Origin of the sequence: Anabaena sp. CCY 9910, from assembly GCF_963920875.1 — a bacterium.
GTDB lineage: Bacteria > Cyanobacteriota > Cyanobacteriia > Cyanobacteriales > Nostocaceae > Trichormus > Trichormus variabilis.
On the sequence record NZ_CAWUDJ010000023.1, the window covers coordinates 1 to 16,958 of the forward strand.

Annotated in this window: 12 protein-coding genes; 5 read left to right on the plus strand and 7 right to left on the minus strand. The window is 44.9% G+C overall.

Annotated features, from left to right (window positions below; all coding sequences use genetic code 11):
* Positions 1–97: 97 nt before the first annotated feature.
* Entirely contained in the window at positions 98–577 is a 480-nt protein-coding gene (locus ACM5QX_RS17230; protein WP_414754635.1) for a hypothetical protein, read from the minus strand.
* A 233-nt stretch (positions 578–810) separates the two neighbouring features.
* Here ACM5QX_RS17230 and ACM5QX_RS17235 point away from each other — a divergent pair, with 233 nt between their 5' ends.
* Positions 811–2,106, plus strand: a complete 1,296-nt coding sequence (locus tag ACM5QX_RS17235; protein ID WP_414754637.1) for a hypothetical protein — start codon at positions 811–813, stop codon at positions 2,104–2,106.
* Positions 2,107–2,236: 130 nt separating this feature from the next.
* Here the strand turns inward: ACM5QX_RS17235 and ACM5QX_RS17240 are convergent, their stop codons facing one another.
* The 4 genes from ACM5QX_RS17240 to pgl form a co-directional block, all read right to left on the minus strand.
* Positions 2,237–3,382 (minus strand): SpoIID/LytB domain-containing protein, encoded by a 1,146-nt coding sequence (locus ACM5QX_RS17240; RefSeq protein ID WP_414754638.1) that lies wholly within the window; start codon positions 3,380–3,382, stop codon positions 2,237–2,239.
* Positions 3,383–3,666: 284 nt separating this feature from the next.
* A complete protein-coding gene (locus ACM5QX_RS17245; RefSeq protein WP_414754639.1) occupies positions 3,667–4,410 on the minus strand; it encodes a M50 family metallopeptidase in 744 nt (247 codons plus the stop codon).
* A gap of 113 nt (positions 4,411–4,523) precedes the next feature.
* On the minus strand, positions 4,524–5,384 hold the full coding sequence (locus ACM5QX_RS17250) for an FHA domain-containing protein (protein ID WP_414754641.1): 861 nt from the start codon (positions 5,382–5,384) through the stop codon (positions 4,524–4,526).
* A 169-nt stretch (positions 5,385–5,553) separates the two neighbouring features.
* Positions 5,554–6,276 carry a 6-phosphogluconolactonase gene (pgl, locus tag ACM5QX_RS17255; RefSeq protein WP_414754642.1) on the minus strand — a complete coding sequence of 241 codons (723 nt, stop codon included), beginning with the start codon at positions 6,274–6,276 and terminating at the stop codon, positions 5,554–5,556.
* A 267-nt stretch (positions 6,277–6,543) separates the two neighbouring features.
* Here pgl and ACM5QX_RS17260 point away from each other — a divergent pair, with 267 nt between their 5' ends.
* Positions 6,544–7,737, plus strand: coding sequence for a Coenzyme F420 hydrogenase/dehydrogenase, beta subunit C-terminal domain (locus ACM5QX_RS17260; protein WP_414754643.1), 1,194 nt, complete (start codon positions 6,544–6,546; stop codon positions 7,735–7,737).
* Between the two features lie 13 nt (positions 7,738–7,750).
* Here ACM5QX_RS17260 and ACM5QX_RS17265 read toward each other — a convergent pair whose 3' ends face one another.
* A complete protein-coding gene (locus ACM5QX_RS17265; RefSeq protein WP_414754644.1) occupies positions 7,751–8,980 on the minus strand; it encodes an aminotransferase class I/II-fold pyridoxal phosphate-dependent enzyme in 1,230 nt (409 codons plus the stop codon).
* An 86-nt stretch (positions 8,981–9,066) separates the two neighbouring features.
* Here ACM5QX_RS17265 and ACM5QX_RS17270 point away from each other — a divergent pair, with 86 nt between their 5' ends.
* From ACM5QX_RS17270 to ACM5QX_RS17280, 3 genes are all read left to right on the plus strand, one after another.
* The gene (locus ACM5QX_RS17270; protein ID WP_414754645.1) at positions 9,067–9,885 is read left to right on the plus strand and encodes an acyl-CoA desaturase; all 819 of its coding nucleotides are present in this window, start codon (positions 9,067–9,069) and stop codon (positions 9,883–9,885) included.
* A gap of 229 nt (positions 9,886–10,114) precedes the next feature.
* Complete coding sequence (locus ACM5QX_RS17275) at positions 10,115–11,167, plus strand: fatty acid desaturase (RefSeq protein ID WP_011320891.1); 1,053 nt, start codon at positions 10,115–10,117, stop codon at positions 11,165–11,167.
* A 371-nt stretch (positions 11,168–11,538) separates the two neighbouring features.
* Complete coding sequence (locus ACM5QX_RS17280; RefSeq protein WP_414754646.1) at positions 11,539–12,618, plus strand: fatty acid desaturase; 1,080 nt, start codon at positions 11,539–11,541, stop codon at positions 12,616–12,618.
* 265 nt (positions 12,619–12,883) lie between these two features.
* Here the strand turns inward: ACM5QX_RS17280 and ACM5QX_RS17285 are convergent, their stop codons facing one another.
* On the minus strand, positions 12,884–16,951 hold the full coding sequence (locus ACM5QX_RS17285) for a DNA-directed RNA polymerase subunit beta'' (protein ID WP_011320889.1): 4,068 nt from the start codon (positions 16,949–16,951) through the stop codon (positions 12,884–12,886).
* Positions 16,952–16,958: the final 7 nt, after the last annotated feature.

Consider the following 16,958-nt stretch of genomic DNA (forward strand, 5'->3'; position numbering starts at 1 on the left):
AAACAGTCACACTCTTCTATTTCCTGAGCTTCAGCCTCTTTGTCACCCCTTCAGCTTAAACAGTTTCGCCCAGCTTCCTGTGAGGAAATAAAGACAATTATTTGTCTGGTGACTTTAAAGCCTGATCTAAAACTTGTCTAGCCTGTTCCGCTTTAGCTCGTGCTTCTTGGTAGCGTAGGTTTGCTTGAGCAAAATTTTTGAGAATTTTAAAACCTTCCTTGAGGCGAGTAATTTCTTCTTCCGTTACAGAATCATCGGAGAATAGGACATCAACAGCCTTGCGGATTTCTAAAGCTTCAGTACGTGACTCCTGCACTTTTAGCTTGAGTGTGGCTAAGTTGCTTAAGACTTGGACAGCTTGTGTAATCGAGTCTTCACCACTAGGCGATTCAGCAGATGGTTCTTTCACCTCAATTAATTGTTGAGGGCCAAATCCTTCTTCTAATTCTGTAGGCAGCTTACCAGCGTCAATTAACTCAACCAACTGATCCATTGCTTTGTCGCGGGCTTTGGCTGAATCTTTCCCAGAAACGGTGAGGATGATTTCCGGACTTTGAGCTAGTGTGTACTGAACCATATTGTGATTAACCAGGCCTAATAAGCATATTTTAACATTAAAGGGAATAGGAAGGAGGCCGGGGCAATCAATTCAAAATTCCTGCATAGTCTAGGGCTTAGGCTTACATCCAAAAAATTCAAAATTTAGAGAACTTCCAGAAACTCACAACTCACCACGCCAATAACAAGTCTCCGAGAATCAAACTTTATACTTGAGTAAAGGAGAAAAATTTCAACAGGAGGGGAAGAGCTATGGCTCCCAATCCCACTATTATGCAGTCTGTGGAAAAACTGGGTTACCGAGTCACTGTTGGTGATGTGGCAACTCAGGCTGGGTTAAATTTAGCGGAGGCTGGGCAAGGGTTGTTAGCTTTAGCTAGCGATGCGGGTGGACATTTGCAGGTAGCAGAAACGGGTGATATTGTTTACCTGTTCCCTCGAAATTTTCGGGATGTTCTACGAAATAAATATTTCAAGTTACGATTGCAAGAATGGTGGCAGAAGATATGGAAAATTCTGTTTTACCTGATTCGCATTTCTTTTGGAATTTTTCTAGTTGCTTCCATTGCGCTGATCACTATAGCCATCTTTTTGATCATCACGGCAATGAATTCAAGTAACGATAATGACGATCGCAGTAGTAATTCTAGTGGTAGTTGGGGGTTCTTCTATTTCCCCGATTTATTTTGGTACTTCAGCCCCAACTATGGCTATTCTGAGCCAGAAAGACGGCGTAGTAGCCAAGAAAGCAGTGATCTGAATTTCTTTGAGGCTGTATTTTCATTTTTGTTCGGCGATGGTAATCCTAATGCCAATTTAGAAGAACGCCGTTGGCAAGAAATTGCTACTGTGATTCGTAGTAGTCGTGGTGCAGTGGTAGCAGAACAAATCGCCCCATACTTGGACGATATAGGCGAAGTCTATCAACAAGAATACGGAGATTATATGTTGCCTGTGTTGTTACGATTCAACGGGCAACCAAGTGTTAGTCCTGAAGGGCAAATTGTCTATTATTTCCCAGAGTTGCAGGTGAGAGCCAGCAAAAAACAACAGCAACCACTGTCAGTTTATTTGGAAGAATTTCCCTGGCGTTTTAGTGCGGCTAGTTCCGGGCAAGTTATGCTCAGTGCAGGTTTAGGTATAGTCAATCTAGTTGGTGCTTTGGTACTGGGTAGTTTATTAGTAGATGGTACGGTTGCTGCACAATTGGGTGGCTTAGTCGCTTTCGTACAAGGAATTTATTGGCTGTTGCTGGCTTATGGAATCGGTTTTTTGGGCATACCTCTATTACGTTACTTCTGGATTAAGTGGCGTAATGGAAAGATTACCGGGCGTAACCGCGATCGCCTAAGCCGTGCCAGAGTATTAACCAGCCCCGATGCAGTTTTACAACAAAAAATCAACTACGCCAGTCAGTTTGCCCAAGAAAAAGTTATTGGCAATGAAGATTTAGTATATTCCACTGAAACCGACTTACTTGACCAAGAAGTTGAGCGATCGGCACAAATTGAGGCTGAATGGCGGAGGAGGTTGGAGAGTGGGGAGTAATATCAATTCAAAATTCAAAATTCAAAATACCCTACGGGAAGCTAAAGCTACAAAATTCAAAATTAACTAACTCTCAAGAAGTAGGGAGAAGTGAGGGAGAAATTCTTACTCAGCACTCCCCACTCCTTAATTACTTCGCCTTAATGGGTGTGAGGGCGACACCTTGATAGTAATGTCCTAGTATTTGCAGGTGGTTAGCGCCGCGTAAAGCTAAATTATAAGCACCCCATTGGCTCATACCTAAACCATGACCAAAACCTGCGCCTTGGAGGGTAAAGCTACCATCTGCGCCTCTGGTGACGTTAAAGCGAGTACTTCTGAGTTTCAGGGCAGTACGCACTTCTTCGCCTCGCAGGACTTTTGTACCTTTATCACCCACGACTCTTAAAGCTTTGACACTACGGAATGGTGAGAAGGATTCGGCAACTACTTCCCTGATATTGCCTACACCAGAAATTCTGGAGCTAATTTCTGTTGGGGTAAAAGTTCTTTGCCAATTACATTCTTTAATGTTTTGGTCGTAGTCTTGAACAGCGCGTAGATAAGGAAGGGGATTACTCCAAACATCTTCCACATTTTCCGTGTGTCCACCAGAACAAGCGTGGAATACCGAAAGAATGAGATTATTGTTATAAGTTAATACTTGCCCGGCTGTAGCATCAACGGCGGCATAGGTTGTAGGCGATTCACTGCTGACTCCTTTATAAATTTGCCAGCGATCGGGGGTATCACCTAAATCATAAACCGGGTTACTGCGCTGTTGTTCTCGCTTGTATAGGGCATAGGTACGGGCGGCGATCGCCTGAGCTTTTAAGGCTTCTCCCGGCCAGCTAGAATTCATTTCTCCACCAACGACGCTGTAGAGATATTCTTCTAAATCTACCCAGTTAACCACATCTATACCTTTTTCTGTGGGTACAACCAAAGTTCTCCCCCGAAACCAGCGATCGCCTATATAAACAAATCCTTTCCCTGAGGGTTCAATCCAAAATAAACCAGACTGCCATTTATCTAAAGCCACTCCCCCAGGCACAGCTTGGGCATAAAAGGAACTCATCGCTGGCAATTGTCCCAAAGTACGCCCTGTACTATCTTTGACAATTGCCGTTGTGGAACTGCCAACTCTAGCTTGATTGACTCCCCGCTCAATGGCCACGCGCAAGATGACAGAGGCTTGCGCTGGGGCAACCAAAGCAATCCACAATAAGATACCTAGCCACCAATGACGGACTTTAATCTGGGAAAGTAAAGAGCCTAACAACAGTTGAAATTTCATGCTGATCATCAAGTCACATTAGTATCTGTTAGCAGTTCTGGACTATAACGTCCACAACTTAAGATAAGACAGTTTCCTCAATTAAGAGGTTGCCACTTCCTAACAATTATGCAACGTGTTTTGGATTGGGGAGGACTGTTGACTAATGGGTATAGGGGTTTAGGGGTTCAGGGGTATAGGGGTTTAGGGGTTTAGGGGTTTAGGGGTTTAGAACTCTTACACCCTTACACCCTTACACCCTTACACCCAGTCTCAACAGAAAATCTGGGTACGTAAGTCCTAGACTAAACTGAACGATAAGCAACTCGCAGGCTTTGGATGAGAATGATTAAGGATGCGATCGCCATTAATCCACCCCAAAACCAGTAAGGTAATAACAAATATCGTTGCATCTGGGCTGTGTCCGATAATCCCAAGGGGCCAGCAGAATAACTAAATAGATAATCTAATTGATGGTAGGTACTGACACAGGCTTGTACACCTAAAAATTGAATGGCAAATCCCTGCATCCATCGGGGAGCTTTCAGGGAAATTCCCAAGATAATTAGTCCTAATAAGGGAATAGCTACCAATCCAAAGGGGGAACGTACCCAAATTAACGTAGAAATTAATAAAAAACTTCCTAAAATTTTCAGGCTCAGGGAGGCGGTGGTAAAACTACGGGAGGCTAAAATTAAGGCTGCACCTGCAAGTGGTGGCCCCATTGGCCCGGCGGCTGCAACTAAACCTGGGCCGATGGGGCCTAAGGATCTGCTGATGGCATAGCTGGCGACACCGGAACCATTACCAAAAATTTGTAATTGCTGAAACTGACCACCCAAAAGCACAGCCATTAAGCCATGCCCCATTTCATGAAACCAAGTAGCGAGGATGGTAAAGGGGTATAAAATATAATCTCCGCCTGGAACTTGCCACAACATTGCTGTAGCGATCGCTGCTCCCACTAACCAAGTTAACCCCATTCTCTCAACTTCTAGGGGGGCTTCTCGATGCAGTAAGGTTTCAAAATCTTTCCCTGGCTGGCTCATAATTAATTTGTAATTCGTAATTCGTAACTATTACTATTTTGTACTGCTATTTAGATGTAAGGGTGTAGGGTAGTAAATACTTATACCCCTACACCCCTATACCCTGAATTTAGTTAAGCGAGTTTAAAGAGGAAAGTTACCAAATCACCTTTACCTAAACTGATGCGATCGCCTGGTCTGAGGCGGTGTCTATTGCCTGGTAGCAGAGGCAAATTGTTAATGTAAGTGCCGTTGGAACTGCCTACATCTTCTATATAGTGTGCGTCACCTTCTAGGCGAATATCCGCGTGTACCCGTGAGACAATCTCCGAGTTGGCAAAGCCGGAAACATCGACATCGGGAGGAATGCGGTCGTTTGGTTTACCGATATGAACCACAGATAAGCTGGGGGGTAGTTCTATTTCGCGATCGCTTTGGACGTGAACTAACCGGGCTGTAATTTGCTGTAATTGGGTTCTAGCAGGAGAAGGAGGTGCAGCTACAACAGTTTCTGGTGCTGGTGCTTCTACTGCTGGAACTGGTTCTGGGGGCGCTACGGGTTCGGGTGGGGGAGTAGGAATACTTGCTTCTACTACTGGTGCTGGTGTTGGGGCAGGTGTAACTTCCACCACTACAGGAGGTGCAGACGGGGGTGCTGCTACCGCCGTTGGTGGTAAGGGCGCAGGTGCAGGGGGATTCTCGTTAGCAACCGGATCAAGGCCTAAGGCATTGGGTTGTAACAATTCTAAAAGCGGATCGGGATTAGCTAATGGTGGCACTTCCACTGGAACATCAGGGGCGACTGTAGCGACAGTAGCAGCAGGCGCGGCGACTGAGTGCAGGTTAAAGCCGCACTGACCACAAAAAGCAGCATCAGATTGGACAGTTGCGCCACAGTTGGGACAATTACTGGTGGCGGGTAACGGCGTGTAGCAAGCTTCACATTGGACAGCGCCGTCTGGATTGGGGTGGTTGCAATTTGGACAGACGATCATTGATTTAAGCCTTTGTTCAAGAGCATCCTAAATATATTGCTAACAAGCAAACTAACCTTGGGAGCGGCTTTTGCAGTAGACACCCAAAGGTTAGACTTGTTTTTTATGAGAAATGCGGCAAGGCGGTAACTCTAGCTTCCGATTTTAACAATTACTCGTGATGGGAAAATCAAACTGAGAGTTCCGCGCCTGCGGCTGCATCCAGTAGCCACAAAAGTTCACCTTGCGGCCGGATTAAGCGGGATGGATAAGCTAAGTCATCTGCACTCGGAGCAAATACTTGAGCAAGGGCTGGCCGTTTGTTAGCACCTGCAACCACAAAAATTACACTGTGAGCAGCGTTAATGAATGGGTATGTGAAGGTTATGCGGGGGTTGCCGTCTTTATTACCCACAGTAATTAAGCGATCGCGTACTTGTAAAGCTTCTGTGTGGGGAAACAAAGATGCAGTATGGGCATCATCACCCATGCCTAGCAATACCACATCCAAAGCGGGAAACTCTCCAGGTGCAGAGTTAAAAAATGCTTGCAAGTGCTGTTCGTACTTAGCAGCCGACACTGCCGGATTATTATCTAAAGTGGGGACAGCATGAATATTCTCGGCGGGGATATCAACGCGGTCTAGCCATGCAGTACGGGCCATCAGTTCATTACTATCGGGATGATCTGGCGAGACATAACGTTCATCTCCCCAGAAAACATGAATTTTATCCCAAGGTAATTTTTGGGCAGCGATCGCTTCATACAACGGCTTAGGTGTGCTACCGCCGGATAAGGCAATGGTAAATCGCCCCTGCTGTTTTATGGCAGTATCTAACTTAGTCAGGATCAAATCGAGCGATCGCGCAATTAGCGCTGTTTGATCCGGTAGGACTTCAACCGTTTTTTTCATGGCTCCATCATCACATTGCCTGCTTCCAGCAATACAATACCTAACTTCTGACAACCCCCCTTTTTAACTTTTGAAACTCTTAACATCAAAAATTCGGTGGGTATCAGTCAATATAATTTATCCTTATCACTTTCTCTGGTTGCTTGTCAGTAGTCAGTTGTACTAACCCTGGAAGACAAGAACTAAATATTGCATCTGGCGAGGAAATTTTGTATAAAGTGCAGGCTTCCGCTATCTTAAGTTTTGAGATAACAAATTGCGCTTAACATGACTTCGCTCTTCCCTCACAAAAAAGCCAAAGCCTTAAAACCCAATAGCCGTCGCCCTGCTAAGGAACTATGCAGCGAGTGCGGGCTGTGCGACACATATTATATCCATTATGTCAAGGAAGCCTGTGCTTTTATTACCCAGCAGATAGACACACTCGAAGAACAGGCACACCAGCGATCGCGCAATCTCGATCATCCTGATGAACTCTACTTTGGTGTTCATCAAGACATGATTGCAGCCAGGAAACAGCAACCAATCCCAGGCGCACAATGGACTGGTATTGTTAGCAGTATTGCCATAGAAATGCTGAATCGTGGCTTGGTGGAAGGCGTTGTCTGCGTCCAAAACAGCAAAGAAGACCGCTTCCAACCCATGCCCGTAATTGCTCGCACCCCAGAAGAAATACTAGCAGCTAGGGTAAACAAACCCACGCTATCCCCCAATCTATCCATATTGGAACAAGTCGAAAAATCGGGGATGAAGCGACTGTTAGTCATTGGTGTTGGTTGCCAAATCCAAGCCTTACGAGCTGTAGAAAAAAAATTGGGTTTAGAAAAGCTCTACGTTTTAGGTACACCTTGCGTAGATAACGTTACCCGCGCCGGACTGCAAAAATTCTTAGAAACCACCAGTCGCTCCCCTCAGACAGTTGTACACTACGAGTTCATGCAGGATTTCCGCATTCACTTCAAGCATGAAGATGGCTCAATTGAGAAAGTCCCCTTCTTTGGTTTAAAAACGAATCAACTCAAAGATGTTTTTGCTCCTTCCTGCATGAGTTGTTTTGATTACGTCAACTCCCTAGCCGATTTAGTAGTGGGTTACATGGGCGCACCCTTCGGCTGGCAGTGGATTCTTGTCAGAAATAACACAGGTAAAGAAATGCTGGACTTGGTGCAAGACCAGTTAGATACTCAACCTGTAATGTCCCAAGGCAATCGACAAGAGGCTGTACAACAGGGAATATCCGCCTATGACAAAGGTGTAACACTTCCCATGTGGGTGGCAAAAATGATGGGTGTGGTGATCGATAAAATTGGCCCTAAAGGGTTAGAGTATGCGCGGTTCTCCATAGATTCCCACTTTACCCGCAATTATTTGTTTGTAAAGCGGAATCATCCTGAGAAGTTGGAGGCGCACGTTCCTGAGTTTGCCAAGCGCATCGTGGGGCAGTATAAGTTACCGGAGTGATGGCTCACCACCCTCAAGCCTCTCCTACAGCATCGATCGCCGCCTCTAGAGCGATCGCCACATGACTCCAATGAGTCCCCCCTTGGCAATACACCACATAAGGCTCGCGCAAAGGCCCATCCGCCGAAAATTCCAGAGTACTCCCCTCAATAAATGTCCCCCCAGCCATCACCACTTGGCTCTCGTACCCCGGCATATCATCGGGAACGGGGTCAAGGTAAGAACCCACGGGTGAATTCTGTTGTACAGCCTTACAGAAGGCAATCAGCTTCTTCGCCGAACCCAATTTAATCGCCTGAATCACATCTCCACGGGGGGCGAGGGGTGCAGGATTTACTGGATAACCAAGTTTGTCAAATACATAACCAGTCAGGTGAGTTCCCTTCATCGCCTCACCCACCATCTGAGGCGATAAAAATAATCCTTGAAATAACAGGCGATTTTGATCAAATGTCGCCCCACCATAACTACCAATACCAGGAGCAGTTAGGCGGCAAGCGGCTGCTTCTACGAGATCAGCCCGTCCAGCTACATAACCACCAGCCGTCACAATCGTCCCCCCAGGATTTTTAATCAACGAACCAGCCATTAAATCAGCACCAACATGGGTAGGTTCCTGGGTTTCGATAAATTCACCGTAGCAGTTATCCACAAAGCAAACAGTGTCAGGATTTTGCTGTTTGACTAAATTGACCACTTTTTCAATATCGGCAATGGATAAGCTAGGCCGCCAGGAATAACCACAAGAACGCTGAATTAACACTAAGCGGGTGTTATCAGTAATGCTAGTGCTTAAATTTTGCCAATCAATAGAACCTTGGGAAGTTAACTCCAATTGGCGGTATTTTATGCCAAACTCAATAAGGGAGCCTTGACCTTGACCCCGTAAACCAATGACTTCTTCGAGCGTATCGTAGGGGGAACCAACTACTGCTAACATTTCATCACCAGGCCGGAGTACACCAAACAGGGCGCAAGCGATCGCGTGAGTTCCCGAAACAAACTGCACCCGCACCGCCGCAGCTTCAGCACCCATTACTTCGGCAAAAACTTTATCTAAAGTTTCTCGACCTAAATCATCGTGACCATAGCCACTTACACCAGCAAAGTGGTGCGCTCCTACGCGTTGATTACGAAAGGCTTCCAGCACTCTTTTCAGATTTTGCTTGACCTGAGCGTCAATTCCAGAAAAAATCTCTAACAGTGCCTGTTCTGCTTGCCGCAGCTGTTCCAAGCTGTTCATTACTTCCTCGTTAACAAAAAAACTATAAATATGCGAATTGCAAAATCGCACAGACTAGGCTGAACAATTTTAATTCGAGTTACTGCATGACAATTGCTACTTCAACTAAACCTCAAATCAATTGGGTAAACACCCTATTTTTCCTTGGGCTACACATCGGCGCTTTGTTTGCCTTTGTCCCTGGTAATTTCAGCTGGGCGGCAGTTGGTGTGGCTTTATTGCTTTACTGGATCACTGGTGGTTTGGGTATTACCTTAGGCTTTCATCGCCTTGTCACCCACCGCAGTTTTCAGACTCCCAAGTGGTTGGAATATTTCCTAGTGCTTTGCGGGACTCTTGCCTGTCAAGGAGGGCCAATCGAGTGGGTCGGGACACATCGCATTCATCATTTACATTCCGATACTGACCCAGATCCCCATGATTCTAATAAAGGTTTCTGGTGGAGCCATATTGGTTGGCTAATTTATCACTCTCCCTCCCACGCTGATGTTCCTCGGTTCACCAAAGATATTGCCGAAGACCCAGTTTATCAGTTTTTACAGAAATATTTCATTTTTATCCAGATTGCTCTGGGGTTGCTGCTGTTATATCTGGGCGGCTGGTCTTTTGTTGTCTGGGGAGTTTTCTTTCGCATCGTTTGGGTTTACCATTGCACTTGGTTGGTAAACAGCGCTACCCATAAATTTGGATACCGCACCTATGATGCTGGTGACAGATCCACTAACTGTTGGTGGGTAGCTGTACTAGTGTTTGGCGAAGGCTGGCACAACAACCACCACGCTTTTCAATATTCAGCTCGTCACGGGTTGGAATGGTGGGAAGTTGATCTGACTTGGATGACAGTGCAATTGCTGCAATTACTTGGTTTAGCAACTAATGTCAAACTAGCAGACAAAAAGCAGTAATTAGTTTATTATGTGTCATTAGTTATTTGTCTAAAAAATGACTAATGACTTAGTAATTTTTCGCAACCAAATATCTACTCGTTAGTTCTCAAATAGCTTCTGGAAATTAGTTACAGGTGCGCTTGGCTAGCTAAAGTTGCTATGATGCAGAACGTTAATTATCAAGTACTTTGCGGCAAGTTACTTTTGTGGTGGCTTGGTAGAGGGTTTTGTTGTTATTCAGGTTTTCATGACTACATCAATCATCAAAAATCAGGAAATAAAAAATAAGCTTAGTAATCCCGAACTAAGGCTCAAAGATATTATTAAAACTCTGCCAAAAGAATGTTTTCAGCAGAACCGTCGCAAAGCGTGGACACAAGCACTACTCAGTGTTGTCATGGTTGGTTTAGGTTACTGGAGTTTGGCGATCGCACCTTGGTTTCTTTTACCCATTGCCTGGATTTTTACAGGTACTGCTTTAACAGGTTTTTTTGTGATTGGTCATGATTGTGGACATCGTTCATTTGCCAAACGTCGTTGGGTAAATGACTTGGTAGGGCATATATTTATGATGCCGTTAATATATCCCTTTCATAGCTGGCGGATTAAGCATAATCACCACCACAAGCACACCAACAAGTTAGACGAAGACAATGCTTGGCATCCTATCAGACCAGAAGTGTTTGCCAGTTGGGGTAAAACTCGTCAGTCTGCCTTTAAGTTGTTTATGCGTCAAAGGCTTTGGTGGGTAGGTTCAATTGGACATTGGGCTGTCGTACATTTCGATTGGCGGAAGTTCAAAGTTAAAGACCAAGCTGATGTGAAACTTTCTGTTGCTGTAGTAGTTTTATTTGCCGCAGTTGCTTTTCCCACCCTCATCGCTACAACTGGTATTTGGGGATTTGTAAAATTTTGGTTTGTGCCTTGGCTGGGTTACCATTTCTGGATGAGTACCTTCACCATTGTTCACCATACATTTCCAGATGTTCCTTTTGAAACAGAGAACAAATGGCATGAAGCTATGGCACAGTTATTTGGGACTATTCATTGTGATTATCCCAAATGGGTAGAAGTGTTGTGTCACGATATTAACGTCCACGTTCCTCATCACCTTTCTACCGCTATTCCTTCTTATAATTTGCGGCTAGCTTACAGCAGCATTAAAGAAAATTGGGGTGATTATCTACATGATGAACTTCGCTTTTCTTGGTCTTTAATGAAGTTCATTACTGACGAATGTCAACTGTATCGAACTGATGTTGGCTATCAGCCTTTTAAAGATTATTACGCAGGACGATAGGTTTTTTAGCCATTAGTATTAGCTAGATGCGATGCTAACTTAAAATCCTCATGGCAAAAAATAATTTATGATTCTGTAAATTCAATAAATTTTGGCAGTTCACTATTTACTGATGATTAATATGTGAATTGCCAGAAATTTTTGAATAAGAATTCAGCAATCATAAATAATCACCCAAACATTAAAACCCTGTTGTTGGATGTGGCTTGTTTACGTGGGCTATTATCCATACAATGGATTCTCAATTCTGCCTTTTCATTTCTTGATTACTTCTTTGGATGTGTGAGAGCTAGCTTCGCAGACATCGCTGAATCATAGTTACTCATTCATGCTTCCAGTAAAATCCGATATATATTCCACAACAGAATCAAGTGCAATCAACTACAATCCCCTCCGATAATTCTCCCAATTTTGACCAATCGGAGAATACAACTACACTACCGTTTACTCTTCAGGATTTAAAAGCGGCTATACCGGCTGAATGTTTTCAACCCAATGTCAGCAAATCACTGTTTTACTTTTTTCGTGATTTTCTGATTGTCGGGTTGTTGTATGCAGTCGCCTATTACCTCGATTCTTGGTATTTCTGGCCAATTTTCTGGTTAATGCAAGGAACGATGTTTTGGGCTTTGTTTGTGGTTGGACATGACTGCGGACACCAATCTTTTTCTAAGCATAAATGGCTCAATGATTTAGTTGGGCATCTGACTCACACCTTCATATTAGTCCCTTATCACGGTTGGCGTATTAGTCACAGAACTCATCACAAAAATACTGGCAATATCGATAATGATGAAAGCTGGTATCCTGTGACTGAGTCGCAATACAAGGAAATGCCATTAGGGCAAAAGATAGGCCGTTATTACGTCTTTCTACTGGCTTATCCAGTGTATTTGTTTAAGCGTTCTCCTAATAAGGAAGGCTCTCATTTTTTACCCAGTAGCTCTCTTTTCAAGCCATCAGAAAAATGGGATGTCATCACCAGCACTGTACTGTGGACTTGTATGGTGGTTTTGTTGGGTTTCCTAACTTACCAATGGGGCTGGATGTGGTTATTAAAATACTACGCTGCACCATACATCGTGTTTGTAATCTGGCTTGATTTAGTCACATTCCTACACCACACTGAGGCTGATATCCCCTGGTATCGTGGCGAAGATTGGACTTTCCTCAAAGGTGCAATTTCTAGCATTGACCGCAATTATGGTTTAGTCAATCATATCCATCATGATATCGGCACTCATGTAGCACACCACATTTTCTTGAATATCCCTCACTATAATTTGCTGAAGGCTACCGAGGCTATTAAACCAGTCATGGGTGAATATTACCGCAAGTCAGAAGAACCAATTTGGAAGTCATTGTGGCGTTCTTGCGTGAGTTGCCATTTTGTCCCCGATACTGGTGGAAAAGTTTACTACACTTCTAACAATCAAGTAGTGAATAAGTAGATCCAAAAAGGTAATATCATGTTCGTCGAATCCCTAATAATATTTGCGGCATTTGGTAATCGTTCATGGATAATAGTAAAAAATTACCTATTAGCTATTACCACTCAAACCAACAATATTATAAGTAATGACCCGAACTTGATATAGGACATGGATTACATTGTGCCTTAGGCTAAGCACCATATTTTCTGAATTTGAATCCATAAAATAAAGGCAAAAGAATTACTTCTTTTGCCTTTTTAATTTAGATGATAACTATTAGACTTTAGTCTTCGTAATCGTCATCGTCTTCGTCATCATCCTCGTAATCATCATCTACTTCATCGTCTACTTCTACTTCCGCTTCTACGAGGTCATGGATTTCATCAGCAATCAACTCATCATCATCGAGAATTGAGCGACGGTTACTAAATCCGGTTTCCGCAAGACCGGGAGAATCTAAATTGTAGGCGCGAGCTGTACGGTCATCTAATACCATATCTAGAGGATCATCGGTTTCATCCAAGACACTGGTGGTTTCCAGGGTGGAATAATCTTCGAGCATCCCAGGTTCATCATAGGTATTGTAACCAGTTCCTGCCGGAATCAATCGCCCGATAATCACGTTTTCTTTCAAACCACGCAACCAGTCGGATTTACCCTCAATGGCTGCTTCGGTCAGAACCCGTGTTGTTTCTTGGAAGGATGCGGCAGAAATGAAACTGTCGGTATTCAACGATGCTTTAGTGATACCTAACAATACTGGGGTGTATTGTGCTCTCGCACCGCCAGTAATTGCCATTGCTTCATTCACCTGCTCGACTTGGCGCAATTCTACCAACTCACCGGGAAGCATAGTGGTATCACCACCGTCATCAATCCGCACTTTGTTGGTCATCTGGCGCACAATCACTTCAATGTGTTTGTCGGCAATGTCAATACCTTGGGATTGATACACCATCTGCACTTCATTCACTAGGAATGTTTGCACTTTTTGTAAGGCGTGGCTAGCGCAAGCATAAACCCCGTCTTCCGAACCCAGACTGAAGAATACTTCTAAGATTTCGTGGGGGTTGGAAGGACCATCACTCAATGGTTGTCCTGCTGGTACAACGGAACCATCGGGCATGGCTAAGTTTTGTCCGGGGCCAAGAGGATAATCAGTGACTACCCCGTTAGATTCTATGACCTTGATAGCGATCGCTTCATCACCATCACCGTATACTACCTTAACTTCCCCACCCCGTTTTGCTAAGATACAAGCTTCTTTGGGTTTCCGGGCTTCTAGTAGTTCTTCAATCCGAGGCAAACCTTGAATGATGTCTCCAGTTTTTGCCCGTTCAAAGACTAGCAGCACTAAGTTATCACCCCGTTGTACCAAGTCGCCATCTTCTATCTGCAATACTGCACCAGGGCTGACTCGATAAGGACGACCAGCACGGATAGTCACGGCGTAGTTCTGAGTGCTAAGTGCTGCGTCTTGAGTGGTGGTGCTTTCACCCGCATTTTTCACCGCTACAATTTGCCCAGATTCTTCGGCAAAGACACCAGGGGCAAGTTCGGTACCTGCGACGATTAAATCACCGGCTTTGACTTTGGGCTTGGCACTGGTATTTAATGTTGTCATGTCACTATGACGCAACACTAAACAACGACGCACTGCTTCGCTTCCCTTCTGCACACCTCTGACAATCCCCCCTTCTTTAGACAAGATTTGGGTACGTGCAACTACGGAACCGGGAACAATGGTGTCTCCATCTTTCACTTCTAGGCTAGTTTGGGTACTGCCTTGGGTGGCATCGGCGGCAATGTCACGACGCAACACTAAGGATTCCAAAATTACCAGCTGCAAGCGCTGAACATCTGCATCCTCAGGGTCAGGGATTAACTCAATATCTGCGGCTAGAGGAGAAGCATTATGTTCTTGTTCGCCTTCCTGCTCAATTTCCAATACTAGTTGGGTACGCAGCAGTTCCACACCTTCCACCGACTTGACGCGTTCTGAATCTTTGTAAGGCAATCTTTGTACTGCCCGCATTTGAATCGAACGTCCTGTTTGTTGGCTAACAGATGTAGTAGATGGCACATCTGGGTTACTAGGTACAGCGAATTCTACCACTGGACGGCTCAACAATGCTGGGCCTTCCGGCGATTCCACATACTGGATGTAACGCAGTTCTGTGGCAACTTGCCCTAATAGTTCTTCACCAGGTTGTAACAGGGTATTATCTCGCCCAATGACTGCTTCTGGATCATCTACCATAAGCAGTTCTCCTGGCTTCACTACTACTTCCCGGAGAATGTCATTTTTCTGGGTGACTTCTACCACACCACTGTTTTGGCAGAAGATATCTTTAACAACTTCCGTACCAGCTTCGACAAACTGTCCGTCTTCTACCAACAGCAAGGAGATGTCTTTGTTAACTTCGTGAGTTTCTTCGGGAATCCACAACAGTGTACCGCCCTGTACCACTTCATAACCAAGCTTGGCTTTACCTTTCTTCTGGACTTCTACGCCCGCGAATTTCAGGAAACCACCCGTAGTTGTCCGATAACGGTCATCAATTAACTCAGCGACGACTTGACCATTCTGCACTTTTGTGCCTGGGGTTGCCCGCAAGTTAAAGACTTGGTTGTTACCTGTGGTAATTAAGTAGTTGTTACGACCTTGGGAACTCTGGACAGTGACTGTTGCTTGATCTAAGACTACAGAAGCGGTAATGATTTCAATTTCTCTGGTACTCTTACCTGGAGTAGCTTCTGGTAGACGTACTACACCACCATGTATAGTTGTTAACTTAGTTTCCGCCAGTACACCGTTAGTTTCAACGCGATCGCCATTTTTCACTACTAATTCTGCACCTGGTGGCAAATTATACACTTCCCCAGAGAGAATCCAAATCAAACCACCTCTAGCGGCTGTGGTAGTAGTGTTACCTTGACGGTCGGTTTTTTGTTCGGGAACAACTTCGGCAAACTTCACTTCTCCGGCTAAGTCAGAAGCCACATCTTTTACGGCTTTTTCTGTATTAGTCCGGGTGGTACGTCCACCAAGGGCAACTTCTGCTAGTAGTTGACCTTGTTTGACCTGTTGTCCATCAACAATATAGATTGTGGAACCTTGGGTCACATGAATTTCTTGGGGTGCCGGGGTTTCGGAACCTTCCTTGCGTGGTTCCAGAATCATAATCCCGTTGCTTTCTACAAACAAGGCATCTTCCCCGTGGCGGGTACGATGGGTTCTTGTCCGCAGTTTTCGAGGTAGCTTGATAGTTCCATCCATTTTGGAACGGACTTGTTGGGCTACTTCCCCGGTAAACACACCACCAGTGTGGAATGTTCTCATGGTGAGCTGGGTTCCGGGTTCCCCGATACTTTGAGCCGCAATAATCCCGACAGCTTCACCTAAATCTACCATTTTGGCGTGAGCCAAACTCCAACCGTAGCAGTGCTGGCAGACAGAACGGGCAGCTTCACAGGTAAGAGGCGATCGCACCACAACTTCTGCCACCCCAGCTTTTTCTATTTCTTTGGCTAAGTCATCAGAAATGGGGGTATTGCGTGCGGCAATCACTTCTTTTGTTTTGGGATGGATCACATCTTCTCCCACCACTCGTCCTAGCAAGCGTGTAGATAGCTTAATCAGGGTTTTGCTACCTTCGGTCATCGGTCGGACGGGAATCCCTCTGGTCGTACCGCAATCAATTTCCCGAATGATCACATCCTGGGATACGTCTACTAAACGACGGGTCAGATAACCAGAATCGGCGGTGCGTAACGCTGTATCTACTAACCCTTTTCTCGCACCGTAAGACGAAATAATGTATTCTGTAACCGTCAGACCTTCGCGGAAGTTGGTTTTGATGGGTAAGTCAATAATTTCCCCTTGGGGATCTGCCATCAATCCCCGCATTCCCACCAACTGACGCACCTGGGAGATATTACCCCGTGCGCCGGAGAACGCCATCATGTATACAGAGTTGAGGGGGTTGGTCTGTTTGAAGTGAGTAACCACCTCGTCCTTGAGGGCTTCGCTAGTACCGTTCCAGGTATCTATTACCTTTTGGAAACGTTCTACTTCCGTAATTTCTCCCCTTTGGTAACGGACTTCAGTAGCGCGAATTTCTTCTTCGGCAGCTTCCAAAAGACTCCGCTTGCTAGGTGGTACCATCAAGTCATCAACACTAATGGAAACCCCGGCTCTGGTAGCATAGCGAAAGCCTAAATCCTTTAATTTATCCGCCATTACTGCGGTACGCGCCGTTCCATAATGGGTAAACGCCCAAGAAATCAAATTTCTCAGTTGACCTTTGTCAACGACGCGATTGCGAAAAATCATCTTTTCGTTAGTCATTAGTCAT

Coding starts and splice junctions, on each gene's coding strand:
- ACM5QX_RS17230 (WP_414754635.1), bottom strand. CDS start 577: ATGGTTCAGTACACACTAGCTCAAAGTCCGGAAATCATCCTCACCGTT.
- ACM5QX_RS17235 (WP_414754637.1), top strand. CDS start 811: ATGGCTCCCAATCCCACTATTATGCAGTCTGTGGAAAAACTGGGTTAC.
- ACM5QX_RS17240 (WP_414754638.1), bottom strand. CDS start 3,382: ATGAAATTTCAACTGTTGTTAGGCTCTTTACTTTCCCAGATTAAAGTC.
- ACM5QX_RS17245 (WP_414754639.1), bottom strand. CDS start 4,410: ATGAGCCAGCCAGGGAAAGATTTTGAAACCTTACTGCATCGAGAAGCC.
- ACM5QX_RS17250 (WP_414754641.1), bottom strand. CDS start 5,384: ATGATCGTCTGTCCAAATTGCAACCACCCCAATCCAGACGGCGCTGTC.
- pgl (WP_414754642.1), bottom strand. CDS start 6,276: ATGAAAAAAACGGTTGAAGTCCTACCGGATCAAACAGCGCTAATTGCG.
- ACM5QX_RS17260 (WP_414754643.1), top strand. CDS start 6,544: ATGACTTCGCTCTTCCCTCACAAAAAAGCCAAAGCCTTAAAACCCAAT.
- ACM5QX_RS17265 (WP_414754644.1), bottom strand. CDS start 8,980: ATGAACAGCTTGGAACAGCTGCGGCAAGCAGAACAGGCACTGTTAGAG.
- ACM5QX_RS17270 (WP_414754645.1), top strand. CDS start 9,067: ATGACAATTGCTACTTCAACTAAACCTCAAATCAATTGGGTAAACACC.
- ACM5QX_RS17275 (WP_011320891.1), top strand. CDS start 10,115: ATGACTACATCAATCATCAAAAATCAGGAAATAAAAAATAAGCTTAGT.
- ACM5QX_RS17285 (WP_011320889.1), bottom strand. CDS start 16,951: ATGACTAACGAAAAGATGATTTTTCGCAATCGCGTCGTTGACAAAGGT.